Origin of the sequence: Actinoplanes sandaracinus, assembly GCF_030009775.1 — a bacterium.
GTDB lineage: Bacteria > Actinomycetota > Actinomycetes > Mycobacteriales > Micromonosporaceae > Actinoplanes > Actinoplanes sandaracinus.
In genome coordinates, this window is sequence record NZ_JASCTH010000037.1 from 75879 (window position 1) to 101091 (window position 25213).

Below are 25213 nucleotides of genomic sequence, written 5' to 3' on the forward strand. Positions count from 1 at the left end.
TCTGCTCAAGTGTGAGGCCTCGACCGGCACCGTAGCCCTCGGAAACAGCCGCTGGTGCTATCGCCGCGGATCCAGGCGGTGGCGGACAAGTGGCTGGCCGCCCGGCGCCTGACCGACGCGCCCGCGACCGTGGTGAAGCTGGAGATCGCCGTCCGGCCTGGGCGGCAAAGAAGGGCGGGCCAGGAGTGCGGGGCACCATCTCCGCCCACCGTTTCCGGCACACCCGTCGGAACCCAACTCGCCGAACGCGGTGCCAAGCTGCACACGATCATGAAGGTTCTGGGCCACTCCTCGGTTTCCATGGCGTTCATCTACGCCCAGATCAGCGATCAGGAAGTGCTGCGCGACCACAAGTCCGTCCTGGCCCCCGGCGCGGTCATCGCCGGCCGGACCGCGCTCGACCGGAAATCGCCTCTGCCGGCCTGCCTGATCGGTCTCCGTCGCCCTACATCGGCCGCGACCTCGACCACCCCGACTACGAGGCAACCTCTCGAATCCATCAGTCATCACATGCGGTGGCTGAAGTCGAACTTGATGACATGGCGTCGCAGCGCCTCGCGGATCTGGGAGCGGAGGTGTTGCTGAAACCGGGTGCGGGGCATGACGCCGAGTTCGTACGGCTGCTTCAACCCGCTCAAGCACTGATTCGCCGGCACGGAGAAGGAGTTCGCGACGAACAGACTGGTCATGGTGGACGGGAACTCGCTGCGTACACCGCGGTACTGCATGACCTCATCGCGGGGAAGCGGCCCGAGGTAGTGCTTGCCTTCCACCGTCAGGACGCATCCCGAGGGTTTCGGCAACTTCTTCTTGTCCCGGCTGTCAGAGGCCGCCTGCATGTCGATCAGCAGCACATCGGACTCGCAGGCAAGGACTCTGCCTTGAACCTTGACCCGCAGATGTACCTCGACCGGACGCGCTTGACCGAGGTACAGCACCGCGTAGGTGAACCGGCTCCATGTGTACAACGAACCTGGAGCACCGCGAAAGACAAGGTCCCTGACCTCGTCGCCATCCCGGTCCTTGAACACCACCTCAGCGCCGCATTCCGCTGCCGCGGCGATCACCTGCGCGAACAGGTATCCCTCGTAGACGCGGTCGGCCCGGTCGGCACGGGTGAACGGCGTCGTGACCGGCGGCAGCGCCGCTCTGATCTCAGCGAGTAACTCGTCTACTCGTGGCGTCATCGCAGCACCTCGCCGCGTAGAGCGAGCAAGGAGTCGACAACTCTTTGCCGCCTACGCTGTTCCTCCTCGGTCTCCACCTCCAGGGCGAACTCGGTTGACCGGTCGAGCTCCGCTCGCCTGAAGGTGAACGGGGAGTCGAACTCGGTGGTCGCCGGCGTCGGGTCGATGAACACCACCGAGTCAGGGATGGGAACTCGCCCCTCCCAGCCTCTGCGGAGAACAGCGATGGTCTCAGCACACAGATCCGGGAGGTCGCGGTAGATCGCAAGCATGGCGTCGAGCAGGAGCAGGACCTCTTCCTGGGTGGTATAGGCGCGTTCACGAATCTCGACCTGTGGCCTACCGCGCGGCGCCGGCTGCCACGAGAATGGGTATGGCCAGCTGTCGTCGTCGCCACGAGGATAGGCGCTGCTGTCCGGGTTAACCGATTCGGTGAAGCCCTCCCTGGCCGCCGCGTCCACCGCTTCGATAACCCACGTCAGGTTCTGTTCCCCGCACATCCGGCGCAGCGCATCACCAATACGAAACAGTTCCTCTTCCTGCACCCGCGTCCTCCACCCGGCAACCGACGGCCAGCCCCGTCGACGAGTATCCGGCGACCGTCCGGTCCTGTGGGTCTGTTCCGCTAGATCGTCACGCCGGTCCCCGAAGGTGTCCGTCGGATGCCGCTGGGATCACCGTCACCGATGACCACTCTCATCTGATGGTGCGGCTTCGCTCGGCCGGCAGAGTTCTGGGCTGATGTCTGTGCAGGGTGGTTGACGGGTGCGTTGCAGTACGGCACTCGCCGAGCCACCGCTAATCCAGGAGCGCCTGCGTCACATATAGATGCGCTCAAAATCATTGTGGTAGCGACGCCCGGCAGGACGGATCACGAGGCGACATCACCAGTTGCGGCTGGCGGCATTCCGCATCCGCCGCCGTTGATTTTCACATCTGCTGGTGCCATCACATGCCGAAAGTAGTGTGTGTCCGACGATGTGGGGGAGGGGCAGCGCGTCTGTCATCGGGCGTCAGCCCCCGCGCTCGAGCAGGTCACTGGCTTGCGATCGGCTGCACTGTGCTTGTCAGTTCCAGTGAGAGGCCATGAGAATTGTTACGGCTAAGGCGGTCGTGGCCAGTCCCATCAAACCTGCCTGTGCTCCGAGGCCGACAGCGGATCGCGCCTTACTGGCGCGTCGAGCAATCCATATGCCGGCTGCCAGTAAGGCCAATGGCGTCAGGTAGATGGTCGCCGCAAGTCCCAGCGCAGGCACTATTGCGTTCCATCCGTCCCGCTGGGGAGAGGCGAGGCTGAGCATCGCCGCGCCCATCGTCAACGGGAGGACGATCCAGACGGCGGCAACGGCGAGAGCACGTCCTTGGCTGACCACGCAGTGAACGCTAACCGTCCGGATCAAACTCGCGACCGTTGCCCGGCCCGGCGGGCCTGTACTCATTTGCCGCTGATAACGCGTGTTGAGAGCTCGCCGTCCGAATCGTGTGGGTGCTGGGTGGCGGCCATCGCTTGGGGAGAACCTCACGACATGGGGCCGTCAACCCGGCGCTCCGTCAGCGTAGGCACTTCATGCGACTTACCTGTTCCAGACCGTTGCGCGACATCGAGCCGCTGGCCGGCGACGACGAGCACCGGCTCGCCGTGCCGGCGCCATCCGGCAGGACTGGCTCGCCCGCCCGCGCAGCTGCCGGAGTCTCGAAGGACCGTGAACCCGCCGTCGTCGGCCTGGCGGTGCAGGGTCGCAAAAGATCAATTTGGCAGACAGCCGCGGATCGGTCGTCAAGGCTGGTTGATGACGGATCGTTCTCACGGGGGAGCCACGGTGCGCGCATTGGTCATGACCGACTTCGGCACGCCGGCAACGGTCACCGACATGCCGACCCCGAGCGTCACCCGCCCCGACGAAGTTCTCGTCAAGGTACAAGCCGCCACCCTGTCACGCTGGGATCTGCTCGTCCTGGACGGCCAGATGACAGAGCACCTCGAACACATCTTCCCCATCACACTCGGCCATGACTTCGCGGGCGTCGTCGTCGAGACCGGTGCCGAGGTCACCGGATTCACCCCCGGCGACGCGGTGATCGGTCTGTTCGAGGTCAGCCACCTGCATGAGGGCGCGATCGCCGAGTACGTCGTGCTGAGTACCGCCCGCCACCTCGCCCACCGGCCGGGCACCCTGCCGCCGGCAGAGGCGGCGACGCTGCCGCTGGCGGGCCTGGCCGCCGTCGGGGCGGTGGACGCGGTCGCCGTCCGCGCCGGGGACCGGGTCCTCGTGGTCGGCGCGACCGGCGGTATCGGCGGCTACGCCGTGCAACTGGCCGCGAGCCAGGGCGCCCATGTCATCGCCACCGGCCTGCCCGAGGACGAGCCGTACCTGCGAAACCTGGGCGCGGCCGAGATCCTCGACTACCGCACCGACCTGACGCTCGCGCTCAGCGACCGTTACCCCGACGGGATCGATTCCCTCATCGACGCGGTCACCCAGGACCCGACCGTCTTCGCCGCACTGACCCGGCACGTGCGCGGCGGTGGCCGCGTGGCCTCCACGGTCATGGTCGCCGACAGCGCAGACCTGGCCACCCGGGGCATCGACACCGTCAACGTGATGGCTGACCTGGCTCCGCACGGCACCCTCGACCGGCTCGCCGCACTCGCCGCCGAGGGCACCCTGCGCGCACCCGCCCTGGAGATCTTCAACCTCACCGACGCTCCGAAGGCGATCGACGCCATGCGTGACAACCATGTCCGCGGGAAGTACGTCATCCGGGTTCACGGCACGAGCTGACTCGACCGGCCTCGCCGCATGATCAACCAACCGGAAGCTCACTCAGAAAAGAACGCACCCTGCCGACAGTCCACATGGCGTCGTCAAGTTTCGTTCGCGGGGCTTCACGCGCGGCTCATAGCCCGCCGATATCGCTCGAACGGTCACGCCGCCGGTACGTGGTCCGGACCGCACAGTGCTACACGGAGCCCGCCGGAGATCGACGGCTGGTCATCGATGATGGCGTGCAGCCCGGGCCAGATCACTGCGGATGGTCCCTGCCTGTGCCGGGCGTGATCATGTATGTCTTGTCCGAAGGTTGCATCGTCGCGTACGCCGATCTGCGCGAGGCCCCACGTGGACGGAGGTCAGCGACACCATCCCCGACGGTCGTTGCTCAGCCCTCTGAGCCCAGGGGTGAAACACCTGTTCCACTTCCGTACAGCGGGAGACCGTTAGCCGCAGGGGGAGGCGGGTTGGTCTACGCCCGGGTCGCTGGCCGTCTCGGGGTGACGGTGGCGCGGTCGCTGTGGTCGAGGCGGTAGCCGATCCCGTGGACGGTGGTGATCGCCGGCCCGTTCCCCGCGAGGTGCACCCGCAGCCGCCGGATGTGGACGTCGACGGTTCGTTCGCCTCTGCCCGCGGGGGTTCCCCATATCTGTTGCATCAGCTGGGCGCGGGTGAAGACCTGCCCGCTGTGGGTGATGAGGAACAGCAGCAGGTCGAACTCCAGCCGGGTCAGCCGTACCGGGTGGCCGGCCAGGCGCGCGGTGCGGGCGACGGGGTTGAGCATCAGGTCGGGTAGCGGCGTGAGCGTCGCCTGCGGCTGCTCGGTGCGGGCGGGCTCGCCGCGCTCGCCAGCCGGTTGTTCCCCGGCGAGCTGATTCAGCCAGGCTGACAGTGACAGCACCCAGGGCGGGGCGTTGTCGGGGTCCGGCAGTGACAGGGTCACGGTGACGTGTGCCGGGGCCGGCCAGTCGGGTTCGTCGAGGTGGTGTGCGACCTCGGTGGGTTCGGCCGGCGTCGCCGGCCCGGGCAGGGGGTGATCGGTTAACTGCGCCCGCATCGGTTCTCCCTGAAGAATCAGTTCACGTCATGACCCCCGTGGCCCCCGTATCGCCCTGTCGGCGACCATCGAACCCATTGCACACTCATTTCAATCTACTTACATAGACAGATGGTTACATGATGGTGACTTTATGCGACCCAGTGGAGGGCGCCACGCTCGCCAAAGCCGCCCTACCGGAGACTGTTGCCTCCAGATCAAGGAAGGTTCTCCGGCAGAGCAGCCACAGACCGATCTGGTTCCGTGCGAGACCAGACCAGGACCACCCCTCAACCATTGATCAACTTTCTGATCCTGGTCGCTCGTTAGCTACGCCCCCTGGGCGTGGCGCCGTTCCGCGATTTCCCAGGCGAAGATGTGCTGCCGGATCCTTTGCGCCACCGGTTCGCTGCTGATGAACCGCAGGATGAGGTGGTATCCCGCCTCGTCGACGGCTTCACGGACGGCATGCACTACGCCCGTTACCTCTACCTCGCCGGCGCCGAGCGATACCGACGCCCGCATCCGATCGCCGGCCGCGATGTCCGCAGCCTTGGCCGTCCAGCACCGCAGACCACCCTCGCTGATGTCGATGAGCCGCCCTTGCACCGGCCCGCTGGTCGACCCGGGATGCAGCCCGACCGCGGTGCCCCCGCCACCACGCACGTACTGGCGGCGGTTGCCCTCACGCGTCTGCCCGGTGGCGGCGAGAACCCACCGCGACGGCGCGCTGTCGATGACCTCCACCAGCTCGCAGAGAACGAGGATGCGGGCTCGCGCCCGAGCCCAGAAGACCTCGCATCGCTGTCCCGGCTGCAGGGCATCCCGGTCGGAGGTCTCCAGCGGCGCCGCCACGGCGAACCTGTCCCCGTCCACGAACTCCACACGGGAGCGATAGCTGACATCCTCACCCGGGACCAGGTACACCGGTGTTCCGATCGGCGGAAGATCAGCCATAGCACGCCTCCAGTCAGGTCTTTGCGGTATGAATCCGTCACGAGGGAACGCCACGTCTGTCCCGTCCGCGTCGCGAATCCCGGGCATGTCGACCCGCCGCCCTCAATCGGCTGACGGCGGTGCGATATGAGCCTGGGCCTCCCGTGCCTTCCCCGCGAGTGCCGTACTGGTCAGCCGGAACCGGCCGCGCTCCTGGTGTCGACGGTTTCCCCGGCTCTGGGAGCGGATGTGGGGTCACTTCTGAAGCCGGTTCCCGGGCGGGGCGGCGGCTCAACTGTCTACGGCGTTCGCGAGCGCGAGTAGCCGTGCCTTCCCCATAAGGACCTGGGCGGTGTCGCCGGAGCGGACGGCTGCCCGCAACCGGTCGGCGACCCCGACGAGCAGGTCGTCTCCCGCCGCATGTCCGAGGGTGTCGTTGACTCTCTTGAACCCGCCGCGCCCAACGGCACCAACGCGGCCGGCGAGGCAACAGCGGCCGACGCGGCGAGCACCTCGTCGACGGCAGCGCGTGCCGGCATCAACGGGACGATCAACTGCACGAACACACCCGCGGCAATGACCGCGGCGATGCGCAGACGCAGGTGTCGCACGGTCACCCCCGCAGTGTCTGATCGGACACGGCGGGAGGCTTCTGAGGGTTGCCTCCCCAGGCCGGGAAAATCGAGTCGCTCAGGCCCTCCGCGACGATCCAGATATCCGGATCACCGCAGGCGCCCGAACGCTGCGAGCCACCCCGGGACGAGAACCACTGACGAGGTGCCGGGGCCCGGTGGTGGCGCTCAGTGGGCCTCGTCCAGGTGGCGGCGTTGATTGTCGCTGAGGGTGATCCGGTCGGCCCGGAGCGCTTCGTCGAGCTGGGCGGCCGTGCTGACGCCGACGATCGGGGTGACGGCCGGGTTACCGGTCGCCATCCAGGCCAGGACGACCTGGTTGCGGGTGACGCCGAGCTGCTGGGCCACCTCGGCCAGCGCGACCAGGCGGCGTTCGGTTCCCGGATGCCGGTACGCCTCGGGCAGGGGCCGGTCGGCGCGGGTGTAGGCACCGTTAATCAGCGGCGTGTACGCCCAGACGGCCAGGCCGGGTTCGGACCGGGCGTAGTCGAGTGCCTCCGGTGTCAATAGCCGGTGTCCCTGGTCGGGAAGTACGGCACCGGGGCGCGGCTGCACGTACGACCACCGCAGTTGCAGTGCCGTGAATCCTTCGACCCCCTGCTGCCGGGCCAGTTGCCGCGCTCGTTCGACGTACCACGTCGCATGGTTGGAAGCGCCGAGCCGGGCCACCGTGCCGTCGCGCACCAGGTCGCCGAAGGCGACCACCGTCTCCTCCAGCGTCACCGTCCGGTCCTCGCCGTGCGCCCAGTACAGGTCGATCCGGTCGGTGCCGAGCCGTTTCAGGCTGTCCTGGACCGCCTGGCGGATCACCGGCGCGGACAGGCCTTCGGCGGATTCCGGCCAGCGGCCCGGCACGGTCGGCCGGTACCGGACCTTCGTGCTGATGCGCACCCGGTCGCGCATTCCGGGCCGGGCGGCCAGCCACCGCCCGATGAGTGCCTCGCTCTGCCCGGCGGCACCGCTGGGGTCGGCCCAGAACGCATAGTTGTTGGCCGTGTCGATCCAGGTGCCGCCCTGGTCGACGAAACGGTCCAGCAGTCTCATGGACGAGGTTTCGTCCAGTCGCGTACCGAAGTACATGGCACCGAGGATCATTCCGCGTTCCGTCATCGCCGTGGTGTCCTTTCCGTGGATCAACGGCGACCACGCTTCCACCTGGAGTGCGCTCCAGGTCAAGCACTGCGGCATGGGTTGTCGTCACACGAGGGCCACGGCCACCTATGCGTACTGACGGCGCCGATACGGCCACTTTGCCGAAAGCCGGTAGTCGTACCCAGCATCGCGGAGATTGCTGAAGCGAGCGCCCGCTCCCGCTGCTACAGCTGCCAGACGACTCCAGCAGCTCACCCGGGCTGTGCACGACGTACCCCACGGACCCCTCCCTCGTCGGCGGCGGACCCATCAGCTACGACGCCCTGACCCCCGCCAGCCGCAGCGCCTGGCTACAGGTCACCGCCACCATCGCCGAGGGCATGTGAATAACACCGCCCGAAAACCGACGAGCATGGTGAGGAGCTGTACGGCGGACTGTTCTGCCAAGATCTGTATGACTGATCCGGCGAATCTTGCTGGCTACGTGGGCGGATGGGTGCTGTACGCCACCCGGTGCGGCCATCCGATCTCGTACGGCCCCACCGAGTACGACTGCCGGTTCATGTGGCATGACTTCGATCATGGGCCGATGACCGGGGCATCGGTGGACACCGAACGCCATAGCGACACCCGGCTGGCGACGCAGGCGGACCTCGATGCGCTGCGCCGTGGCGACTCCTGCGATCTGTGCAGTCTGAACACCACACCGAGATGAGATCGGCGTAGCAGCGCCCGTGCCCGAACCGTGTCTTCACAGCGAACAGCCCCGGCTCCGTGAGGAAGCCGGGGTTCGTACGCGAACCTACTCATGATGTTGTCGCGCCGTTCGGTGAGCCAGCGCATCACGTCCAGGGCGTGTGCTGCTGGGTCCGGGATCGGTTAGTTGAGACGGCTTGGAGCGCGGTTGCTGCGTTTCCGCTGGTCCGCTTCTCCGGGCCGCTCGCCGAACCTGCCGTTCGCGTCTCCGCGCAACGAGCTCTCCACGGTTGCCGTCATCAAGGCGTTGTCGGGTGCGGGCCAGGGGTTGGGGATGGTGCGTTGCCGGGCGGACGGCGACCAGGTTGCGTACCGTGGTCGCCTTCTCGGCCAGCGGCACCGGCTGTGCGGACACGGCCGACGGGCGCGGCTGATCCTCGACGGCGTTTGCTCGTTCACGATCGCATCCCTATGCGGAACTGATGGCAGTCTCCTCGTCCACGGTTTCGTGCACGTGGTAGCAGCCGCCGCCGCGGCGCTTGGCGACGTACATCGCGGTGTCGGCGTGGCGCAGCACGTCGTCCGGCCCGCTGTGCCCGTAGGACAGTGCGATCCCGATGCTGGCCGGGGTGCGCAGCTCGTGCCCGTTCACTGTCATCGGCTCGTTCAGGGCCTGCACCACCCGGTCGGCGACGGTCAGCGCACCGGACACGTCGAGCAGGTCCTCGGCGAGGATGACGAACTCGTCACCGCCGAGTCGGGCCACCGTGTCCTCGGTCCGCATACAGTCGCGCAGCCGCTGCGCCACCTCTTGCAGCACTAGGTCACCGGCGTCGTGGCCGTACGTGTCGTTGATGGGTTTGAAGCCGTTGAGGTCGAGCAGCAGCACCCCGGTCGGTCTGCCGTTGCGCCGTGCCCGGGCTAGCGCCGCGGTGAGCCGATCCCGCAGCAGTGCCCGATTGCCGAGTCCGGTGAGCATGTCGTGCGTGGCCCGGCGAGTGAGTTCCTCGGTGAGGGCCACACTGCCCAGCGCCAGCGACACCTGGGTCCGCAGGGTCTGCAGTGACTTGAGCACATCCTCGGGCAGTTCACCGTCCGCGCTCACCGTCATGATGCCGAAGAACCGGGCGCCGTTGAGCAGCGGGAATAGCGTCACGGGCCGCCCGCCGACGGTGTCCAGACCGGCCACACCGAGCGCGGTCAGTCCTGGTCCGGAGATCACCTGGCCGTCGGCGAGGCGGGCCAGCAGTTCGTCTGGCACGCAATCGGAGGCCAGCCGGACGCCCGCCACCACCTCGGCGCCGGCTCCGGCCGCGTGCAGGACCGTCCATGTGTCCGGATCGTCGGAGGTGACCCGGACGATCGCCGCCCGTGCGCCGGGGCAGCCCGCGACGAGGGTGGCTGCGGCCCCGGCGGCCAGCCGGTGCACCTGCGCGGAGTCGGTGGTGGTGAGCAGGCCGGTGCCGAGGTCGTTGAGCACCTGCTCGCGGTTCATCGCCTCGCGCAGCGCCTGCATGCTGGCGTCAATCTTCACGACGAGGCGGCCGTTGTCGCGCAGGCCGACGATCTGCCGGGCCACGACTAGGGCGGTGAGCAGAATGGCCCCGGCGACCAGCGGCCAGGAGCGGTTGTCGAGGCCGCGCGTCAGGGCGACGACAAGCAGCGCGTAGCCGAGCGCCACCGCGATGTACGGGCTCAGGCTGTTCGGCCGCTGCACCGGCGCCGAAGTGTTCGCGGTCGCCTCGCCGTGGCCGGTGACCTTCCGGTGCTGTGCCACTGCGACCTTGGTGAGCAGATGCAGGTAGAGCGCCCATAGCGCCAGCGCGAAATGCAGGTGCGGGCCGGGCAGCGTGCGCTGCAGGACACTGACCGCCACGAGGAAGACGCCGGCGATCATCCAGGTGATCAGGGCGAGGCGGCTGATCTCGGCCACCCCGCCGAGCAGCAGCCGGACCACGGCGAAGATTGCGACGAGGATGCCGCAGGTCCGGATCAGGATCATCGCCGTGAGGAACCCGCGGGCGTCGTCGCCCAGGGCGGGCTGGACGAAGAAGTACCAGCAGAAAAGCACCGCGGTGACCATCACGATGGCCATGTCGAGGCCGAGCCGGACGTTGCTCGCCGACCAGCGTGATCGGACCGGCACGCTGAGCAGGGCGACAAGCGCGAAACTCAGCGCCACCACGTCGATCAGCTGGACCACCGGGTTACCGGACGGATATGTCGCAGAGCCGGTAACCAGCGACTCCGCCAGAGCGATCGTCGAGCCACACGCCGTCGTGGTCCAGGACGCCGCAGCCAGCAGCGAGAACCGCCGCGCGCCGGGACGGGTGGCCAGCCGGGCAGTCCGCCAAGACAGCCAGGCCGACGTCAGCAGCAGCACAGGTGCCGAGAACCGATACCCGTAGAACTGGAAAGCCCACCCGCCTACACCGATCAGATGCACGAGCACCCAAAACGCCGACAGGGCGAGGGCGGCCAAGGCTACCGAGGGCGTCCGATATCGCATCGATCCTCCGCATCCGCCGTTGCTCGCTGCACGGTCCCTCTCTGTCTCGTCGGAAAACCCGCTACGAAGTTGAGAAAAAGCAGGTGCGGGATCGACGAACCGAGCGCGAGGTCCCCGGCCGGCCGGGAGCACAAGAACGCCCGGGTGATGGCCGGGAAGCGCGGCTACGGCCTAATTTGGCCGGGTGTCCGCGCCGCCGCGGCCACGCTGGCGTGGCCGCGGCCTCCGGCGTCGTCCCCGTACCGGATCTCGTGGCCGCCGACACCGCCGGTGGGCGGGGTGGCTGCCACCGCCACGCCGACCCGCTGCTATCGGCGCGGGGAATGTCGCCGGTTTCCTCTCCTTCGTGCTGGTGTCTCTGCTGAACTGGGCAACCAAGAAGATGCGGTGAGCCACGGGGGAGTAAACGGTGCCGGCACCGGCGGCCGACGGCGAGGCCGCACGGTTGGCGGCGCTGCACGACTTGCAGGTCCTCGGCAGCCCACCGGATCCGGATTTCGATGCGGTCGTGGAACCGGCCTCACAGATCTGCGGCACGCCGATGGCCTTGGTCAGCCTGATCGATGCCGACCGGCAGTGGTTCAAGGCCAAGGTCGGCCCCAGCTTGCAGCAGACCAACCGAGACGCGTCGTTCTGCGCGCACACCATCAGCGGCCGCGACGTGCTTGAGGTACCGGACGCCACCGCCGACCCCCGCTTCGCCGACAACCCCGCCGTCACCGGGGACCCGGCCGTGCGGTTCTACGCCGGCGTCCCTATCGCGGTCGAGGGCGGACACCACGTCGGCAGCCTCTGCGTCATCGACACCCAGCCGCGAGTCCTTGCGGCGCAGCAACGCCAAGCACTTCGCGCGTTGGCCCGCCACGCCGCCGTGCTGATGCGGCCGCGGTCAGTTGCTGTGCTGGCGGTCCGGCGAGCACCTGTGGTGTGAAGTCACCGACCACGGTCCCGGCCTTCCCGACGAGAGGTTGCCGGTCCGTCCTCCCGACGCCGGATTGCTCGACAAACGCGGGTTATGGATCATCCGGCGGGCCCGCACCAGTTGCAAGGCGACGACCGACGCCACCGGCACCCGTCTGCTGCTGGGCTATCAGCTCGGCCGCCCCTGAGGCCACCGCGTAGTCGGATTCCGTTTTCGTGGACTGTTTCGCCGACGCGTTCCCGCATACGAGCGCCAGCGCCAGCGCCGCCGCAGTTGAGACCAACGGGGAAAGAGCCGCGCCGATTCGTCGGCAATAATTCCTGCAAGCCGGCCGCGACCGGGCTGATGGTTTGCCGAGAGCCATCTGACGGGAGTACGCCGTGGATGAGTTCAGCCCGGGTATCAGGATCTCCACTGAGCCTTTTTCATCCTGCGTAGCGGTTGGTTTCGACGTGGTCCAGGACGAGGATTGCCTGCACGATCACGGTGGCCTGGCGCGGGCAGCAGCGCAGCTTGTTATCTCTCTGCGATCCCTTTGCGCTGGTACTCATGGTTGACCCGGATCGTGCGGGCGACGCCGGGCGGGTGGGGTGGCGGCAGCGGGCCTGGATGCTGGTCTTCTCGTCGCTGGAGATCACGTACTCGTCATCGCCGAGCGGGACACCGTCGAACGTTCGGGCGTAGAGGCCGAGCACGCGGGCGGCTTTGACGGCGAACCGCGGGTCGCGGATGAAGATCCAGGACTGGTGCTGCCAGGGCTTGATCGTGTCGCGGGCCAGGATCCGGCGGATGGTAGACGCCGAGATCGCCGCGACGATCCGGCGGTCGACGGCTTCGGCGGCCAGGTCGGGGCAGTTCCACCTCGACAAGGGGCATGATCTGGCTCCGCGCGAAACCGGACCGGAGCCGACCATGATCCGTCGGATGCGTTCTAGGCTGCTGGCTGCCCGGACGGCGCCGCGGTCGCGTAGCCGCCGTCGTGGTAGACCAGCGGCGCGGCCGGTCGATAGGTGGACGCACCGACGACCTCACCGACCACCTGCAGGTGGTCGCCGACCGGCCAGACCGACACCGTGCGCGCCACCAGGTGGTCGATGCCGTCCAGCAGCGGCACGTCGGCGGGGCCGGCGTGCCAGGCCCGTCCGGCGAAACGGTCGGCCCCGGAGCGCGCGAAGCGCTGCGCCACCTCGGTGTGCCCCTGATGGAGCAGGTGAACACCGAAGTGGCTGGCCCGGCGCACCGCGCCGGCCACCGAGGCGGACTCGTCGAGGAAGAATGCCACCAGCGCCGGGCGCAGCGACACCGACACGAACGACGTGGCGGTGAAGCCGGCCGGGCCGGGCACGGTGACCACGGTGACTCCGGCCGGGTGCCGGCGCATCGCACGCCGCAGCACGTCGGCGGCGTCGACGGGGCGACCACTGACGACGGTCATGGCGGGAGCTCCGCCGCTCAGCTTGCCGCGCGCGGTGTGCGGTAGGTGGCGATGACCAGGCCGGAAGCCCAATCCAGCAGGGTCGGCACGAGGTTCGGCTCGGTCATGATCTCTTTGCGGAACCGCTCGACCCGGTCCGGATGCGCAGCCGCCCACTTGTTCTGCGGAAGCAGGTCGTCCGCGACCACGATGGCGCCGTCGGCCAGGTTGCGGTAGAGGGTGTCGCGCCGCTCGAACTTGGTCACCGTGGTGTCGACGAACGCGAGGTCGAACGGCGGACCGTCGTAGCCGGTGAGCCATTCGGTGGCGTCGGCGGTGACGACCTCGACCCGGTCGTCGCCGGCCAGCATCTGCCGGCACACCTCGGCATAGCGCCCGTACACCTCGATCGAGGTGAGTCGCGCGTCGGCGTCCATGCCGTCGAGGAGCCAGCCGGCTCCCACGCCGATGCCGGCGCCCACCTCAAGGATGTTGCCGCCCGGCTTGCTGGCCGCCAGCGTACGCAGCAGCGCGCCGGTCCGCGGATCCGAGGACATCTTGAACCCGCCGGCCTCGGCCCGCTTACGGGCCCGCTCACTGGCAGCCGGAATGTCGATCGGGAAGTCGTTCATCGGGTGGTCTCCACTTCGGTGCCGGGGGTTGTGGGTTGCGCGGCCGTCGTGCGCCAGCCGCGGGTGAGCCGGCGGCAGATGACGCCGGTAAAGACGGCGCGGGCCAGCCAGTAGGCGAACACGCCGACGAAGGCGCCGGGCAGCCCGGCGAACGACGAGCACCACCAGCCGATCGGCAGCTGGATGCCAGCGGCCGCGGTGAGGTTCGCGTACATATCCCAGCGGGTATGCCCCAGGGCCCGGATCAGACTGAGGTTGGCCAGGGTCAACCCCATCAGCGGCAGGGCCGCCGCCAGCAGGGGCAACACGGCCGCGGTCTGATCGCGCACCGCCGGGAACGAGGTGAACAGGCCGGCCGCCATCCGCGGCGCCAGCAGCAGGAGCACGCCGACCAGAACGCCGGACCCCAGCAGAATCCGCCGGCCGGCCCGCCAGAGCAGCCAGGCCGTGTGCCGGTCGCTGGCGCCGATCGCCCGGCCGACCAGGATGCGGGCGGCCGCGGCGAACGCCATGCCGACGCCGAACAGGAACACCATGAGTTCGAACGCGATGCGACCGCCGGCCAGCGCGGTGGTGCCGATCGCAGCCAGCACGCCGAAGAACACGGCGAGGATGGCGTAGTCCAGTCCGGTCGACACCATGGCCGGCCAGGCAAGTTTCGGTACGGACGTCTCGAAGTCGGCGGGTGGCCGGTCCGGGCCGCGCTCGGCGAGCCGGCGGAACAGGCCCTGCCGCCGCGCGCAGACGATCAGGAAGGCCAGGCCGGCCGCCGAGGCCAGGGTGGTGGCCAGGCCGTTGCCGGTCGCGCCGAGCCGGGGCAACGGGCCCGGGCCGTAGATCAGCGCCGCGTCCAGGACGAGATTGACCACGTTGACCAGCACGCCGGCCGTGGCCGGCCACCGCGTCTCGCCGTACGCGTTGAAGCTGACCGTCAACAGGGCGAACGGCACCAGCAGCACCATCGCGGGCGCCCGCGCCGTCAGATAGTCCGCACCGATCGCCTGCACCTGGGCGTCGCCGCCGGCGATCAGCCCGGCGAGCCAGCCGCCGGCACTCAGGCACAGCGCGGTGAGCAGCAGCGTGAGGCCGCCGCACCACCAGGCCGTGGCGCGCAGCGCACGCCGGATCCCGGCCGGGTCCTGCCGGCCGGCGAACCGTGGCGCCAGGATCTGATAACCGATCATGGAGGCCATCGCGACGTTGCCGAACACGTCGAAGACCGCGGCGGTGCCGGCGACGGCGGCCAGGTCGGTGGTGCCGTAGCGACCCATCATGGCGGTGTCGATGATCCCGGACAGGGAGGCGGACACCGCTCCGATGAGCAGCGGCAGGCCTACTGCGGTGAGCTGCCGGGCAGGACCGCGGTTGTCGGTCGTCTCCACGGCTCGCCCCTACTTCTGGCGGGCGGCGAGATACGCGCCCGGTTCGACGGCGGTGGTGTCCAGTTCCAGGCAGCGGCCCATCGCGTTGACCGCGCTGCCGACGTCGCCGAGCAGGTCGAAGCACTGACCGGCCCGGTACCAGCCGTAGGCGCCGCCCGCGGTGCCCAACTCGCCGGCACGCGTGTACCAGCCGGCGGCCTCGGCGAACTGGCCGGCCGTGGCATACCCGTCGCCGATCACCAGCAGCGCGTTCTGGCAGTACGGGTCGAGCGCGTACAGCGCCTCGCAGAACCCGCGCAGCTGCGCGGTGGTCTCGCCGCCGGCGGCCCGGGCCGCCGCCTTGATCTGCGACTCCAGGATGATCCGGCGGTTCTCGTCGGCGACCAGCCGGTCCGTGCCGCCCAGACCGTCGGTGTAGAGCAGGTTGCCGTGGTACAGCGCGGTGGTCACCTCGGCCCGCATCTCCACCGGACGTCGCTGGATCAGGCGCAGCAGGGCCACCGCCCGGTGGTACCGGCTGCGGACCAGGTGTCCGTGCCAGTCGTCGAGGTCGCCGGCGTGCAGGGCCGTGGCGTACGTCGTGAAGGTCTCCGCGAGCTCGGTGTCGTCGCCGCCGCGAATGGCGTGGCTGATGCCCTGCGCGCAGGCGGCCAGCGCGAGCCGGCGATCAGCTGCGGTGGTGGCCAGCTCGGCGAAGACGCTCAACGCGGTCCGGACCCGGCCGGGCACGCGCGCGGTGACCCGGGCGACCTCGTAGGCCAATCGGTCGCGGGCCGGGTCGCCGGTCGGACGGACCACGCCGGCCAGGTCGGCGGCGTACTCGCAGAAGGACAGCTGGGCCACGTGGAACACGACGAGAGCGCGGGTGCCGTCGTCGAGCCGGTCGTAGTCGTCGAGCCGGTCGACCAGCAGCTGCCACTGCGGGGTACGCAGCTCGGCGGGCAGGCCGGCCGGCGTGCGGCACGCGTACCGGGTCAGGCCGGCGTGCGCCAGCACCTGCCGGCGGAACTCGGGGAAGCCGATCCGGGCGAACCAGGAGACGTGGCCGGCCGCCGGCTCGGCCAGCCACCCCGAAATGTGCTGGATGAGCCGCAGCCGCATTGGCGCGAACGGGCTGTCGGCCATGTCGATGATCGGGCGCCAGAAGATGCCGAGGCGGTTCTGCTCCAGGTCGGGCATGCCGGTCACCTGGGGCGGGCGCCCGTACGCCTGGTTACGGGTGTACCGCGATTGCAGGTGCAGGCGCGGCCGTACGGTGGTCGTGGACAAGGTGGACCTCCAGGAATTCCTCGATCCGGCGGAACAGCACGCGCCGGCTCTGTGTGGTCGTGACGTGGTGCCCCTCGCCGTCCAGCCGCAGATAGGTCACCGGTGCGGCGGCTCGGTCTGCGGCGGCCACGAAGTCTTCCGCCTGGGCCACCGGCACCCGCGGGTCGCGGGCGCCGTGGGCGATGAGCATGGGCGCGGCGTCGGGGCTGAGCAGGTGTCGCGGTGAGCGGCCGCGCAACCAGTCCGCGTCGGCTGGATGGTCGCCGAGGATGTGCCGGTGCAGCGTCGCCGCCAACGGCCGCCAGTACGCGGGCGTGTCGCCGACCAGCGCGGCGAGATCGCAGGGCGGGCTGAAGGCGACGGCGCAACGGACCAGGTCGGGCCGGGTGCAGGCGGCGAGCAGGGCGGCGTACCCGCCGTAGGAGGCGCCGAGCAGGGCCACCCGGTCGGGGTCGACCAGGCCCTGCCGCGCCCCGTCGGCGATCGCGTCGTACAGGTCCTGCTGCATGCGGCCGCCCCACTCGCCGTCACCGGCCCGTCGGAACGCCGTGCCGAAGCCACGGGAGCCGCGGTAGTTGACGTGCAGGGACTGGAAGCCCAGCGCGGCCACGTACTGCGCCAGGGCGTGGAAGCGGAAGTAGTCGCGACCGGCCGGACCACCGTGCACGATCACTACCGTGGGCAGCGGCCCGGTGGTGTCCAGCGGGCGCATCGCGTATCCGTGGAGGCAGACCCCGTCGCCGGCCGTGACGTGCAGGTCGTCGAGGCGGGGCAGGCGCCGGCCGGCCAGGCCGGGCCGGTTCACCAGCAGCGGCCGGGTGGCGCCGGTGTCCGGGGCGACCAGCTCGTAGCGGATCGGCCCGTCGGACCGGACTCGCACGGTCAGCCAGGTGCTGTCGTCGGTGCTGCGGTCCAGCAGCAGCATCGCCTCGTCCGGTCCGACCGCGAACACCGGCGTGGGCCGGCCCAGCCCGTGCAGCTGGGGCCGCTGGCCGACGGTCTGGCAGATGTCCGGCTCGCCGGTGCGCGGGTCGCACCAGACGCCCGGCCCGCCGATCGGGTAACCCTCGACGTCGAGATCGGGATGGGCGAAGACGGTGTGCTGCCGGCCGGTCGCGCACTCCAGGGCCAGCAGCCGCCGGGTCGGCGCGTCGTGCGCGGAGAGCAGGTAGACGGTGCGGCCGTCGGCGGCGAACCCGACAACGGCGAACGTCGTGCTGTCGTCCGGTCCGAGGGCGAGCCGCACCGCGCCGTCCACGACCAGGTGCAGACCACCGTCCGGCTGCAGCCGGATGCCGCCGCGCGGGCGCAGCTCCCGGTCGACCAGCCAGCGGTGATACCGGTCCGCGGAGACCTGGTCCGGTTCGCGGCCCGGCGCGCTGACGTGCAGCACGCCGCCGGCCGCGAACGCGACCCGGTCACCAGCGGTCCAGAACTCGGCGACCGGCCCGGCCGCCGGCACCACCTCGGCCGCGCCGCCCGGCTCGAGGCGCACCAGCTGCCACTTCTCGGTTCCCCGCAGGGCGCGGCGGTAGTACAGCGCGGACCCGTCCGCGGCCCAGCGCAGGTCGGTAACCGTCTGGTCGTGTTCGGCGGCGAGCAGCCGGTCGTCCAGGACGATCTCCGGCCCGCGGGCGGTGGTCCGGATCACGGCTACTGACTGGCCGTCGGGCGAGAGCCGGACCCCGGTGTGGTACTCGGGTGCCAGCAGCTGCTCCCGCAGGTGCTCGTCGATGGTCCTCACCGGGGCACCTGCTCGATGTCGTGCCCGTTGATCCCGACGCCGGCCCGGCCGCGGGACAGGCCCTGAGTGAGGGTGTAGACGGCGGCGTAGCGGCGGTCGTCGAAGCCGTGCAGCCGCAGGAACGGCCGGTCCTTCTGAGCCGGGGTGACCAGCGTGCTGATCCCGTACGAACTCGCGAGCAGGAGCAGCTCCTGGCCGATCATGCCGGCCTCCATCCACAGCCGGCGCAGCCCGTGCTCGTGCCGGTAACGCCACTGGTAGCGGGGGAAGTCGGCGACCAGCCCGAGGGTCCACCCGGCGGTCTCCGGTGAGTGCATGCCCTGGAGCACGTCGACCATGGCGGCACGGTGGTCGCCCGCCTGAACCAGCCGCAGCTCGTGCCGGAGGATGTCGTAGCGGTAGATGCCCGGTTCGACGCCGTCGACGCCGTAGACGGCCAGCGCGATGTCCCACGCCGAGCCCACACTGTCCAGCAGCGACAGCGGCATGCCCGGGTCGCTGCGCTCCCGGCGGTACCGGACCCGCGCGAACCCGTACCAAAGCAGGCCGGAGAAGTCGGCCAGCGGCACCGGCTCGGACCGGTAGACCCGGCCGGTGCGCCGCCGGTTCAGCAGTTGGGTGACCGGCTGCTCGCCGGGAGGGGCGGGCGGGCCGAGGACCGTCACCGGCCCGTCGGGCAGCTGCTCGGCCGGCGGCTGCCCTCCGGCGGCCAGGTATCCGGCCACGGTCTGTTCCCGGATCCGGTTGCCCGGGTCTGCGGTGTCGGCGTACGACCAACGGCGTGACGCCAGATAGGCCCCGTCGGACGGACGCCAGCCACGGCGGAGCCAGTGCCGCAGGCCGGGCACCAGAGCGGTCCGGTCGCCGAGTTGGTCGAGGGGAGCGGGGACCCGGCCGGACAGGATGGTCGCGGCGAGGGCCTCCGGCCGGCACTGGAACCGGCGACCGGTGACCTGGTCGGCCAGCTCGACAGTGGCCGCCTCCAGGTCCACCGGCGGCCGCAGCGCGACACCGACCGGCCAGGACGCGGGGGAAGTGGAGGTCATGCTGTCACCCTTCCGACCAGCTGGCGCAGGTCTTCCTCGTGGCCGTCGCCGAGCGCGACGGTGAGCATGTAGCCCTCGGTGAGGCCGTCCAGGCCGAGCAACCGTTCGATCTCGGTGCCGGCGTCGCAGTAGAAGATCGCCGAGGACAGCCCTGCCGCGCCGGCGGCGGTCAGGAACGACTTGGCGATGTGGCCGGCGTCCATGTGGACGGTTCGATAGGTGCGCGGCTCGCGGTAGCGGAACATGTTGCGTTCGAAGACCGAGGTCACCACCAGCAGCGCTCGGGCGCGTACCGGGAATCGGCCGGCCGCATTGGGGAACAGCCGGGACAGGCTCTGGTCGTCGACCGGCAGGTCGCCGACACGCCGCAGGCCGAACGGCTGCATGGTGACGTGGTACCAGCCGGGTTCGAGGCCGGGGACGTCGTGCGCGATCAGGTAGCCCTCGCTGGGGTGCCGGCCGCCGCCGGACGGGCTGCTGCGGCGCAGCGCCGGCGGGGCCCCGGACCGGCGGACGATCCAGCCGGTGATGCCGAACGCGGCGGCGATCACCCGGCGGACGCCGTCCAAATCGATCGGCACCGGCTTGATCTCGCCGGCCCAGTAGTCGCGGGCGGTGGCCGGGATCAGGTCGTCGTCGATATCGGGCAGGTCGACGGCGGGGTGATCGGCGTAGTCCAGCTTGAAGCGCTCGGTCTCCGGCTCGTCGGCGCGGTATTGGCGCATCCGGTCCCGGTCGGCCAGGAAACCGGCCCCGGTGGCGTAGTCCACGCACGGATAGTCGAAGGCCAGCGTGTGGTACTCGACGGACTCGTGCCAGCCGTACCGGCTCCACCGACGGCGCACGTCCACCAGCCAGTCCAACTCCTCGTCGGTGTCGGCGGCGTCCCGGAGCAGGCCTCGGCCGAGCAGGCCGGCGATCAGCCGCTGCCAGTCGGCGAGTGGGCGTTCGTCGCCGGCCGCCGCGGCCAGGGTGCCGGCGAGTTCGTCGGCCCCTTGCGGGCGGACGGACGCGACCAGCGCGGCGGCCGCGGCCGGGGAGACGGTGAAGCGCGTACGGGCGAGGATGTCCTCGGCCAGCCACCGCTCGCCGGTGACCGGCGACGGCGGATGGATCCGGACAGCCGGATTGAGTCGTATCTCCACGGAACTGCCCTCCTCGGGCGATCGGAGGTGTTGGCCGGTAGGGAGCGGTTCCGGTCCGACCGGACCGGAACCGCCTGCGGGATGCCCGCTACGCCGCTAGGCGCGGCCGGTCTCAGTACATGTCGATGCTCTGCAGGAGCATGACCTCGTAGGCCGAGGTCTCCTCGACGATGTCGGCGGACGCCTCGGTGTCGGCGACGGCCACAGTGGTCTCTTCGATAGCGGTGTCAACCTTCTGGTCCATGACGGACTCCTTCCGGTAAATCCGAACCGGCCTTCCCGGCTCTGCCCGGTAGGTTTCGGCATTCCGTGCCGGGGCGGCAAGAAGGCGGGGGGAAGGTGCAGCGTTTCCGGGGAAACAGGGCAGTCCACAGTGCCCTGAAAAATCCCGGCCGATGATCGGCCGGGCACCATCTTGGCAGTGTCAGAGCAGACCAGCGCGGAGAGCGTACGAAACAGCGTGTGCCCTGTTGCGAAGTTCGAGACGTTTCATAAACGCATTAATGACATTTTTGATAGTACGTTCGGAGTATTGCAGTCGATCGGCGATCTCGGCCGTGGCGGCGCCGTCGGCAAGCATCTTCAGAATGGCGATGTCACGTTCCGAGAAGCCGTGCGCGGACCGGCCGCCCGCGTGCGTTCGGCGCAGGTGGTCGCACACCGACCGTAGGGCCCGGCGAGGTAGGACGGCGTGCCCGGGATCGGTGATGGCCTCGACGATCCGGCCGTAGTCGCTGTCCGGGCGCAACAGGAGCGTCGTCATGCCGTATTCGACGGCCCGCAACACGTGCGGCTCGCCGATGTCGTGCACGACCAGGATCATCCGCATGTCCGGGTTGCGGCTGGTGACCGCGATCCGGCGGAGGGCGTTCATGGTGCCCTCGGTGACTCGGGTGGCGAAGACCAGCACGACGTCCGCGGTGGGCAGAGCGTCCTGGTCGGTGAGCCGCAATTCGGCGACGGTGCGCAGGTAGGCGTCCGCCCCCTGTTTGATGATCGGGTCGTCGGCGATAACGACGACAGTGGTCTGGGGCATGGGTTCCTCCACGAAGCAGTGAACCGTTACTGCGTCGGAGCTAACCCGCCGGCCACCGGCCCCGGCCAGCCGCGCGCGGGTTCACCTTGCTGCGCTGCAGCAAAGCGAACGTCGAGCAATTACGACACCCGCCGGCGGGAGTCGGATTGCGGGCTGTTTTGCCGCCTTTCTTCGGGGGTCCCTTTGCTGCACCGCACGTTGCTGAGGGCCCACCGCTCTGGCCCGCGCGCGACCGGCCGACGATCGTCCATGGGTGTCGAGCCGTCCAAGGTATGGAGGAAACATGAAGTTCGTCGCCAGTGCAGCCGTGCTCGCGGCACTGCTCGCTCTCGGCGCCGCCGGGGCCTGGCAGCCGGCACCACGCGGATGGCTGAGTGCCGACGGGCCGATTGCCGGTGCTGGGAACCAGACCGGAGTCGTGATCGGCGGTGACACCGGCAGCGGGAACGAGGGCGGTATCGGCGGGGGAGGCGGCGACGACGACGACAGCGCCTGGGGTGGCTGAGAGCGACCGGCGCACCGACAGGCTGTCCGGCACGTCGGCCGCTTCGGGGCGACGTGCTGGCCCCCGCGCGGTGTCCCGCGCGGGCTGAATCCGGCCGGCCGGACCCCCGGCGCGGTGTCTTGCGTTGGCTGATCCGGGTCATAGGGCCGCGACAGGCGGTCGTTCGCCGCATCGCCGGCGGTCACGACGGTGCGGTACAAGCTCCCGGATCGGCGGCGCTCCGGTCCTCGTCGTCCAGCAGACCCGCCGCGGCAGCCCGCAGCCCGGCCTGGAACCGGCTCTGCGCGCCGAGGCCCTCCATGATGTCGGCGATGTGCTTGCGGGCGGTCCGCAGCGACATGCCCAACCGCCGGGCGATCGTCTCGTCCTTGAGGCCGGTGGCCAGCAGCCGCAGAATCGTCCGGTCGAGTTCTCGGGCCACGATCTGCATCCCGGCCGTGTACGGGTCGGAGAAAGGCTGCGCCGCGTCCCAGGCGCCCTCGAAGACCTGGTAGAGGTAGTCGACCACGGACGGCTCCCGGACCACCACCGCACCCCAGGAGCCGTGCCCGTCGGGAATGAACGCGACCTCCCGGTCAAACATGATCAGACGACCGAAGAGCTGGTGCGCGGTCCGGTATTCGGCGCCGAGCGCGGACGCCGTGGCAACGTACGCCTGGCTCGGCCCGTTGAAGCGCGCCGTGTGGTGATAGAGGGTGCGCATCCGCACGCCGCGCCCCAGCAGCCGGGTGTCACGGGCCAGCGCCTCCTCGAGCGCCTCCGACGATCGGTTGCCGCCCGGCTGGCTGGTCAGCATCTCCCGTCGGCACGCGTCGGAGGCCTGATTGAGAGCTACCCGCACCTGTTCGATGCGCGGGATAAGCTCCACCGCCCCGGCAGTGCGCTGGACGCTTGCCAGGTAGTCGCCGCGCAATCCGCGGAAGCCGTCCCGAATCTCGGCGAGCCGGGCCTGGCTCGCCCGAAGCTGCTCCTCCAGCCGGGCCGTTGCGGTCGCGGTGACCACGTCCGGGTCCACCGACACGAATCGCCCTGGCAGCGTGACGTCGCGGTGCACCAGGCCGATCCGTACGACCCAGTCGAGTGCCGCATCCACCTGCGCCGGATCCAGTTCCAGATCGTTCGCCGCCCGTGCGACGTCGGCGTTCCAGTCGTTGGCCGCCAGCCAGCGGTAGACCGCCGCCTGCGCGGACGTCGGCGGCGCCGCGGCCGGGTCGTGGATGTCGTCGGTGCCGTGCACAGGTGTGGCCTCCTCATCGCCGGTTGACGAGGGCGCGGCAGACGGTGGCACCCGAACCTCCCGGCGGACCCGCGGACCCACCGTCATGCCGACCGACCGGTGTGTCCGGAGCGGACATTGTCGGATAGCAGTGTGCACTGCATCGGCAACAGTGATTCTTTGCCCCGCGGCGGCAGCAACCGCGGCGACCAGTCCAGCTGGCACAACCTAACCGTTGTCATCTCCTGGTGGGCGATCCTGATCGTTCGAACGTTTCCTATTACACCCGACCTGCGGCCGATCCGGATGTTCTTGCCGGTCATGTCGTGACCTCTCCGCGAACCGGATTCGCGCTGCATGTCCAGTGCTGAGGTTGCTTTGGTCCGGCAACTTTCGGGGGCCGATGATGGCGCGCCTCACCGGGTCCCGAAGCCTCGGTGAGTCGCCGTTTCATCTCCCGGCTTCAGGCGAGACGGGCGGCAGCGATCGCTCGTACCGCCTTCTCCTCGATCGGGTCGTCCCGCAGCGCGGCCAGCTGGTCCCGGACCACGGGTGTGAGCCCGGCTCGTTGCGCCGCGATCGTCCGCACCGCCTTCTCACAGTCCCACAGGCCCTCGACGAGCAGCGGGTCCGCGCCCTCTGGGTCGAGCGCTAGCAACGCCCGCAGGTAGGCGGCCCGTTCATAACTGTGCGGGGTGACCCACCGCTCGCGCAGCCACGGCACCACCCGCCCGGCCGTCGGTCCGCCGATGCGCGCGAGTCCTTCGGCGACAACGTCGTAGCCGCAGTGCTGCTCCGGTTCCCGCGCCAGCCGCTCCCACACGGCGAGCAGCACCGGCACATCGGTGACGTCCCCGTGGTCAGCCAGGACGTGCACCGCCTGGTCGGCCAGCGGATGCTCCGGGCCGGCGACCCAACGCCGCGCGTGCGGCAGAGCACGTTGCCCGAGCAGGCGTACGGCCTTGCCCACCGCCGCGTACTGCGCTCCCGGTGACTCCGCCCGCTCCGCCAGCATGTCCAGCAACGGCAGCAGGGCAGGCTCCGGGCCGCGACGGTTCAGTTCCATCAGGGCCGACAGCCACGGGCCACCATCGGCACGGATCGCGGCCAGCAGACGCTCGGCCGGTGCGTCCGCGATGCCACCGGCACCAAGCCGGTACGGCGCGGCCCGGGCCGCCGCGTACCCCGCCTCCCAAACGGCCAACCGCGCCTCGACCGCCTCGTCCGCCGCCGCCCAGTCGGTCCACGGCCGGCCGCCCCACCAGATGTTGTCACCGGCGTCCGGAATCCGGTGCCGGGCGACCGTGAGCAGACCATCCCACCAGTCGCGGGGCCACTCCTCTGCTACTTGTTCCAGCACCTCGGCCCAGCGCGGCCCGGCGGCCACATAGAGCCGCAGGCCTTCGACGGCCTCGTCGTTCCCGGCCGTGCCCAGCGCTGTCAGGACGCTAAGCACGTTGCCGAACGTCTCATCGCGCCCGTAACCGTCGGCACCGGGCGGGTTGCCGAGCAGCCCCAGCAACGGCGCCAACGGGAGCTCGAGATCACGAACCAGCCGAGCCAGGTAGACGGTCCGGTCCTCGACCTGGGTGTCCCATCGCTGATCACGTTTCACGCACCGAAAAACGGCTTCCGCTGCTCCGGCCTCGGTAGCCGCCCGGATCGCACCCCGTCCCAGCCCGCGCTGCAACGCCCCGAACAGTGTGCCGGCCGTCTCGTACTCGATTGTTTCCCCGTCACCGCTCATCGCGCCCCACCGTAGGGGCGCATTCCCGATCCGGCGACCGTTTTCCGCCCCCAGCGACGCCTACCCTGGCAGGGTGCCGGGCGGCGATACAACTTCGTGAGGTTCTCCCCGAGCGATGACGGCCGCCCAGCGCCTCGACCGCTCGCACGGCGCTCAGCACGCTTTGTCAGCGGCTACTTGTTTCATTGATCTACGACCGCAGCCCGGCCAGGCTTGGTCGAGGTGACCGGTGGGATCGCTCGCTCGCGGCTGTCCACCGCAGGTTCGGTGTGACTCACTCATGGCATGCGCCTGCC

Annotated in this window: 24 protein-coding genes; 5 read left to right on the forward strand and 19 right to left on the reverse strand. The window is 69.8% G+C overall.

All coding sequences use genetic code 11. The features are described 5' to 3' along the window. The first annotated feature begins 78 nt into the window (after positions 1 to 78). A complete protein-coding gene (locus QLQ12_RS40175) occupies positions 79 to 585 on the forward strand; it encodes a hypothetical protein (protein WP_282766247.1) in 507 nt (168 codons plus the stop codon). On the opposite strand, the gene QLQ12_RS40180 is transcribed toward QLQ12_RS40175, so the two are convergent. Both QLQ12_RS40180 and QLQ12_RS40185 read right to left on the reverse strand, forming a co-directional pair. After that, a complete protein-coding gene (locus QLQ12_RS40180; RefSeq protein ID WP_282766248.1) occupies positions 507 to 1187 on the reverse strand; it encodes a hypothetical protein in 681 nt (226 codons plus the stop codon). The genes QLQ12_RS40175 and QLQ12_RS40180 overlap by 79 nt on opposite strands. Further along, positions 1184 to 1732, reverse strand: coding sequence for a hypothetical protein (locus QLQ12_RS40185; protein ID WP_282766249.1), 549 nt, complete (start codon positions 1730 to 1732; stop codon positions 1184 to 1186). The genes QLQ12_RS40180 and QLQ12_RS40185 overlap by 4 nt, the downstream gene beginning before the upstream one ends. 1275 nt (positions 1733 to 3007) lie before the next feature. Here QLQ12_RS40185 and QLQ12_RS40190 point away from each other — a divergent pair. After that, positions 3008 to 3970 (forward strand): NADP-dependent oxidoreductase, encoded by a 963-nt coding sequence (locus QLQ12_RS40190; RefSeq protein ID WP_282766251.1) that lies wholly within the window; start codon positions 3008 to 3010, stop codon positions 3968 to 3970. 460 nt (positions 3971 to 4430) lie between these two features. Here QLQ12_RS40190 and QLQ12_RS40195 read toward each other — a convergent pair whose 3' ends face one another. The 4 genes from QLQ12_RS40195 to QLQ12_RS40210 all read right to left on the reverse strand — a co-directional run bounded on the left by QLQ12_RS40195 (position 4431) and on the right by QLQ12_RS40210 (position 7672). After that, on the reverse strand, positions 4431 to 5015 hold the full coding sequence (locus QLQ12_RS40195; RefSeq protein ID WP_282766252.1) for a winged helix-turn-helix domain-containing protein: 585 nt from the start codon (positions 5013 to 5015) through the stop codon (positions 4431 to 4433). A 309-nt stretch (positions 5016 to 5324) separates the two neighbouring features. Next, a complete protein-coding gene (locus tag QLQ12_RS40200) occupies positions 5325 to 5951 on the reverse strand; it encodes a flagellar brake protein (RefSeq protein WP_282766253.1) in 627 nt (208 codons plus the stop codon). A 270-nt stretch (positions 5952 to 6221) separates the two neighbouring features. Next, the gene (locus QLQ12_RS47245; RefSeq protein ID WP_407651690.1) at positions 6222 to 6563 is read right to left on the reverse strand and encodes a diguanylate cyclase domain-containing protein; all 342 of its coding nucleotides are present in this window, start codon (positions 6561 to 6563) and stop codon (positions 6222 to 6224) included. A gap of 167 nt (positions 6564 to 6730) precedes the next feature. Then, a complete protein-coding gene (locus QLQ12_RS40210) occupies positions 6731 to 7672 on the reverse strand; it encodes an aldo/keto reductase (RefSeq protein WP_282766254.1) in 942 nt (313 codons plus the stop codon). Between the two features lie 436 nt (positions 7673 to 8108). Here QLQ12_RS40210 and QLQ12_RS40215 point away from each other — a divergent pair, with 436 nt between their 5' ends. Beyond that, positions 8109 to 8369, forward strand: coding sequence for a hypothetical protein (locus tag QLQ12_RS40215; protein WP_282766255.1), 261 nt, complete (start codon positions 8109 to 8111; stop codon positions 8367 to 8369). Between the two features lie 450 nt (positions 8370 to 8819). Here the strand turns inward: QLQ12_RS40215 and QLQ12_RS40220 are convergent, their stop codons facing one another. Then, the gene (locus QLQ12_RS40220) at positions 8820 to 10859 is read right to left on the reverse strand and encodes a GGDEF domain-containing protein (RefSeq protein WP_282766256.1); all 2040 of its coding nucleotides are present in this window, start codon (positions 10857 to 10859) and stop codon (positions 8820 to 8822) included. Between the two features lie 409 nt (positions 10860 to 11268). Here QLQ12_RS40220 and QLQ12_RS40225 point away from each other — a divergent pair, with 409 nt between their 5' ends. Further along, a complete protein-coding gene (locus tag QLQ12_RS40225) occupies positions 11269 to 11790 on the forward strand; it encodes a GAF domain-containing protein (protein ID WP_282766257.1) in 522 nt (173 codons plus the stop codon). A gap of 416 nt (positions 11791 to 12206) precedes the next feature. Here the strand turns inward: QLQ12_RS40225 and QLQ12_RS47250 are convergent, their stop codons facing one another. The 10 genes from QLQ12_RS47250 to QLQ12_RS40275 form a co-directional block, all read right to left on the reverse strand. Then, on the reverse strand, positions 12207 to 12695 hold the full coding sequence (locus tag QLQ12_RS47250; RefSeq protein ID WP_407651689.1) for a hypothetical protein: 489 nt from the start codon (positions 12693 to 12695) through the stop codon (positions 12207 to 12209). Positions 12696 to 12712: 17 nt separating this feature from the next. Next, positions 12713 to 13216, reverse strand: coding sequence for a flavin reductase family protein (locus QLQ12_RS40235; RefSeq protein WP_282766258.1), 504 nt, complete (start codon positions 13214 to 13216; stop codon positions 12713 to 12715). Between the two features lie 17 nt (positions 13217 to 13233). Continuing rightward, complete coding sequence (locus QLQ12_RS40240) at positions 13234 to 13827, reverse strand: O-methyltransferase (RefSeq protein ID WP_282766259.1); 594 nt, start codon at positions 13825 to 13827, stop codon at positions 13234 to 13236. Next, entirely contained in the window at positions 13824 to 15209 is a 1386-nt protein-coding gene (locus tag QLQ12_RS40245; protein WP_282766260.1) for an MATE family efflux transporter, read from the reverse strand. Before QLQ12_RS40245 ends, QLQ12_RS40240 begins: the two co-directional genes overlap by 4 nt. Before the next feature lie 9 nt (positions 15210 to 15218). Beyond that, complete coding sequence (locus QLQ12_RS40250; protein WP_282766261.1) at positions 15219 to 16478, reverse strand: tetratricopeptide repeat protein; 1260 nt, start codon at positions 16476 to 16478, stop codon at positions 15219 to 15221. Next, complete coding sequence (locus QLQ12_RS40255) at positions 16423 to 18222, reverse strand: S9 family peptidase (protein ID WP_282766262.1); 1800 nt, start codon at positions 18220 to 18222, stop codon at positions 16423 to 16425. Before QLQ12_RS40255 ends, QLQ12_RS40250 begins: the two co-directional genes overlap by 56 nt. After that, positions 18219 to 19268 carry a SagB/ThcOx family dehydrogenase gene (locus tag QLQ12_RS40260; RefSeq protein WP_282766263.1) on the reverse strand — a complete coding sequence of 350 codons (1050 nt, stop codon included), beginning with the start codon at positions 19266 to 19268 and terminating at the stop codon, positions 18219 to 18221. The genes QLQ12_RS40255 and QLQ12_RS40260 overlap by 4 nt, the downstream gene beginning before the upstream one ends. After that, positions 19265 to 20413 (reverse strand): SagB/ThcOx family dehydrogenase, encoded by a 1149-nt coding sequence (locus QLQ12_RS40265; RefSeq protein ID WP_282766264.1) that lies wholly within the window; start codon positions 20411 to 20413, stop codon positions 19265 to 19267. Before QLQ12_RS40265 ends, QLQ12_RS40260 begins: the two co-directional genes overlap by 4 nt. A gap of 112 nt (positions 20414 to 20525) precedes the next feature. Then, positions 20526 to 20657 carry a hypothetical protein gene (locus tag QLQ12_RS40270; protein ID WP_282766265.1) on the reverse strand — a complete coding sequence of 44 codons (132 nt, stop codon included), beginning with the start codon at positions 20655 to 20657 and terminating at the stop codon, positions 20526 to 20528. A gap of 180 nt (positions 20658 to 20837) precedes the next feature. Beyond that, complete coding sequence (locus QLQ12_RS40275; protein ID WP_282766266.1) at positions 20838 to 21449, reverse strand: helix-turn-helix transcriptional regulator; 612 nt, start codon at positions 21447 to 21449, stop codon at positions 20838 to 20840. A 283-nt stretch (positions 21450 to 21732) separates the two neighbouring features. On the opposite strand from QLQ12_RS40275, the gene QLQ12_RS40280 reads away from it, so the two are divergent. Beyond that, positions 21733 to 21954, forward strand: coding sequence for a hypothetical protein (locus QLQ12_RS40280; protein WP_282766267.1), 222 nt, complete (start codon positions 21733 to 21735; stop codon positions 21952 to 21954). Between the two features lie 181 nt (positions 21955 to 22135). Here the strand turns inward: QLQ12_RS40280 and QLQ12_RS40285 are convergent, their stop codons facing one another. Together QLQ12_RS40285 and QLQ12_RS40290 are read right to left on the reverse strand one after the other, a co-directional pair. After that, the gene (locus QLQ12_RS40285) at positions 22136 to 23191 is read right to left on the reverse strand and encodes a helix-turn-helix domain-containing protein (RefSeq protein WP_282766268.1); all 1056 of its coding nucleotides are present in this window, start codon (positions 23189 to 23191) and stop codon (positions 22136 to 22138) included. 442 nt (positions 23192 to 23633) lie between these two features. After that, positions 23634 to 24917 carry a hypothetical protein gene (locus tag QLQ12_RS40290; RefSeq protein ID WP_282766269.1) on the reverse strand — a complete coding sequence of 428 codons (1284 nt, stop codon included), beginning with the start codon at positions 24915 to 24917 and terminating at the stop codon, positions 23634 to 23636. Between the last annotated feature and the right edge of the window lie 296 nt (positions 24918 to 25213).

Coding starts and splice junctions, on each gene's coding strand:
- QLQ12_RS40180 (WP_282766248.1), bottom strand. CDS start 1,187: ATGACGCCACGAGTAGACGAGTTACTCGCTGAGATCAGAGCGGCGCTG.
- QLQ12_RS40195 (WP_282766252.1), bottom strand. CDS start 5,015: ATGCGGGCGCAGTTAACCGATCACCCCCTGCCCGGGCCGGCGACGCCG.
- QLQ12_RS40200 (WP_282766253.1), bottom strand. CDS start 5,951: ATGGCTGATCTTCCGCCGATCGGAACACCGGTGTACCTGGTCCCGGGT.
- QLQ12_RS40210 (WP_282766254.1), bottom strand. CDS start 7,672: ATGACGGAACGCGGAATGATCCTCGGTGCCATGTACTTCGGTACGCGA.
- QLQ12_RS40215 (WP_282766255.1), top strand. CDS start 8,109: ATGACTGATCCGGCGAATCTTGCTGGCTACGTGGGCGGATGGGTGCTG.
- QLQ12_RS40220 (WP_282766256.1), bottom strand. CDS start 10,859: ATGCGATATCGGACGCCCTCGGTAGCCTTGGCCGCCCTCGCCCTGTCG.
- QLQ12_RS47250 (WP_407651689.1), bottom strand. CDS start 12,695: ATGGTCGGCTCCGGTCCGGTTTCGCGCGGAGCCAGATCATGCCCCTTG.
- QLQ12_RS40235 (WP_282766258.1), bottom strand. CDS start 13,216: ATGACCGTCGTCAGTGGTCGCCCCGTCGACGCCGCCGACGTGCTGCGG.
- QLQ12_RS40240 (WP_282766259.1), bottom strand. CDS start 13,827: ATGAACGACTTCCCGATCGACATTCCGGCTGCCAGTGAGCGGGCCCGT.
- QLQ12_RS40260 (WP_282766263.1), bottom strand. CDS start 19,268: ATGACCTCCACTTCCCCCGCGTCCTGGCCGGTCGGTGTCGCGCTGCGG.
- QLQ12_RS40270 (WP_282766265.1), bottom strand. CDS start 20,657: ATGGACCAGAAGGTTGACACCGCTATCGAAGAGACCACTGTGGCCGTC.
- QLQ12_RS40275 (WP_282766266.1), bottom strand. CDS start 21,449: ATGCCCCAGACCACTGTCGTCGTTATCGCCGACGACCCGATCATCAAA.
- QLQ12_RS40280 (WP_282766267.1), top strand. CDS start 21,733: ATGAAGTTCGTCGCCAGTGCAGCCGTGCTCGCGGCACTGCTCGCTCTC.
- QLQ12_RS40290 (WP_282766269.1), bottom strand. CDS start 24,917: ATGAGCGGTGACGGGGAAACAATCGAGTACGAGACGGCCGGCACACTG.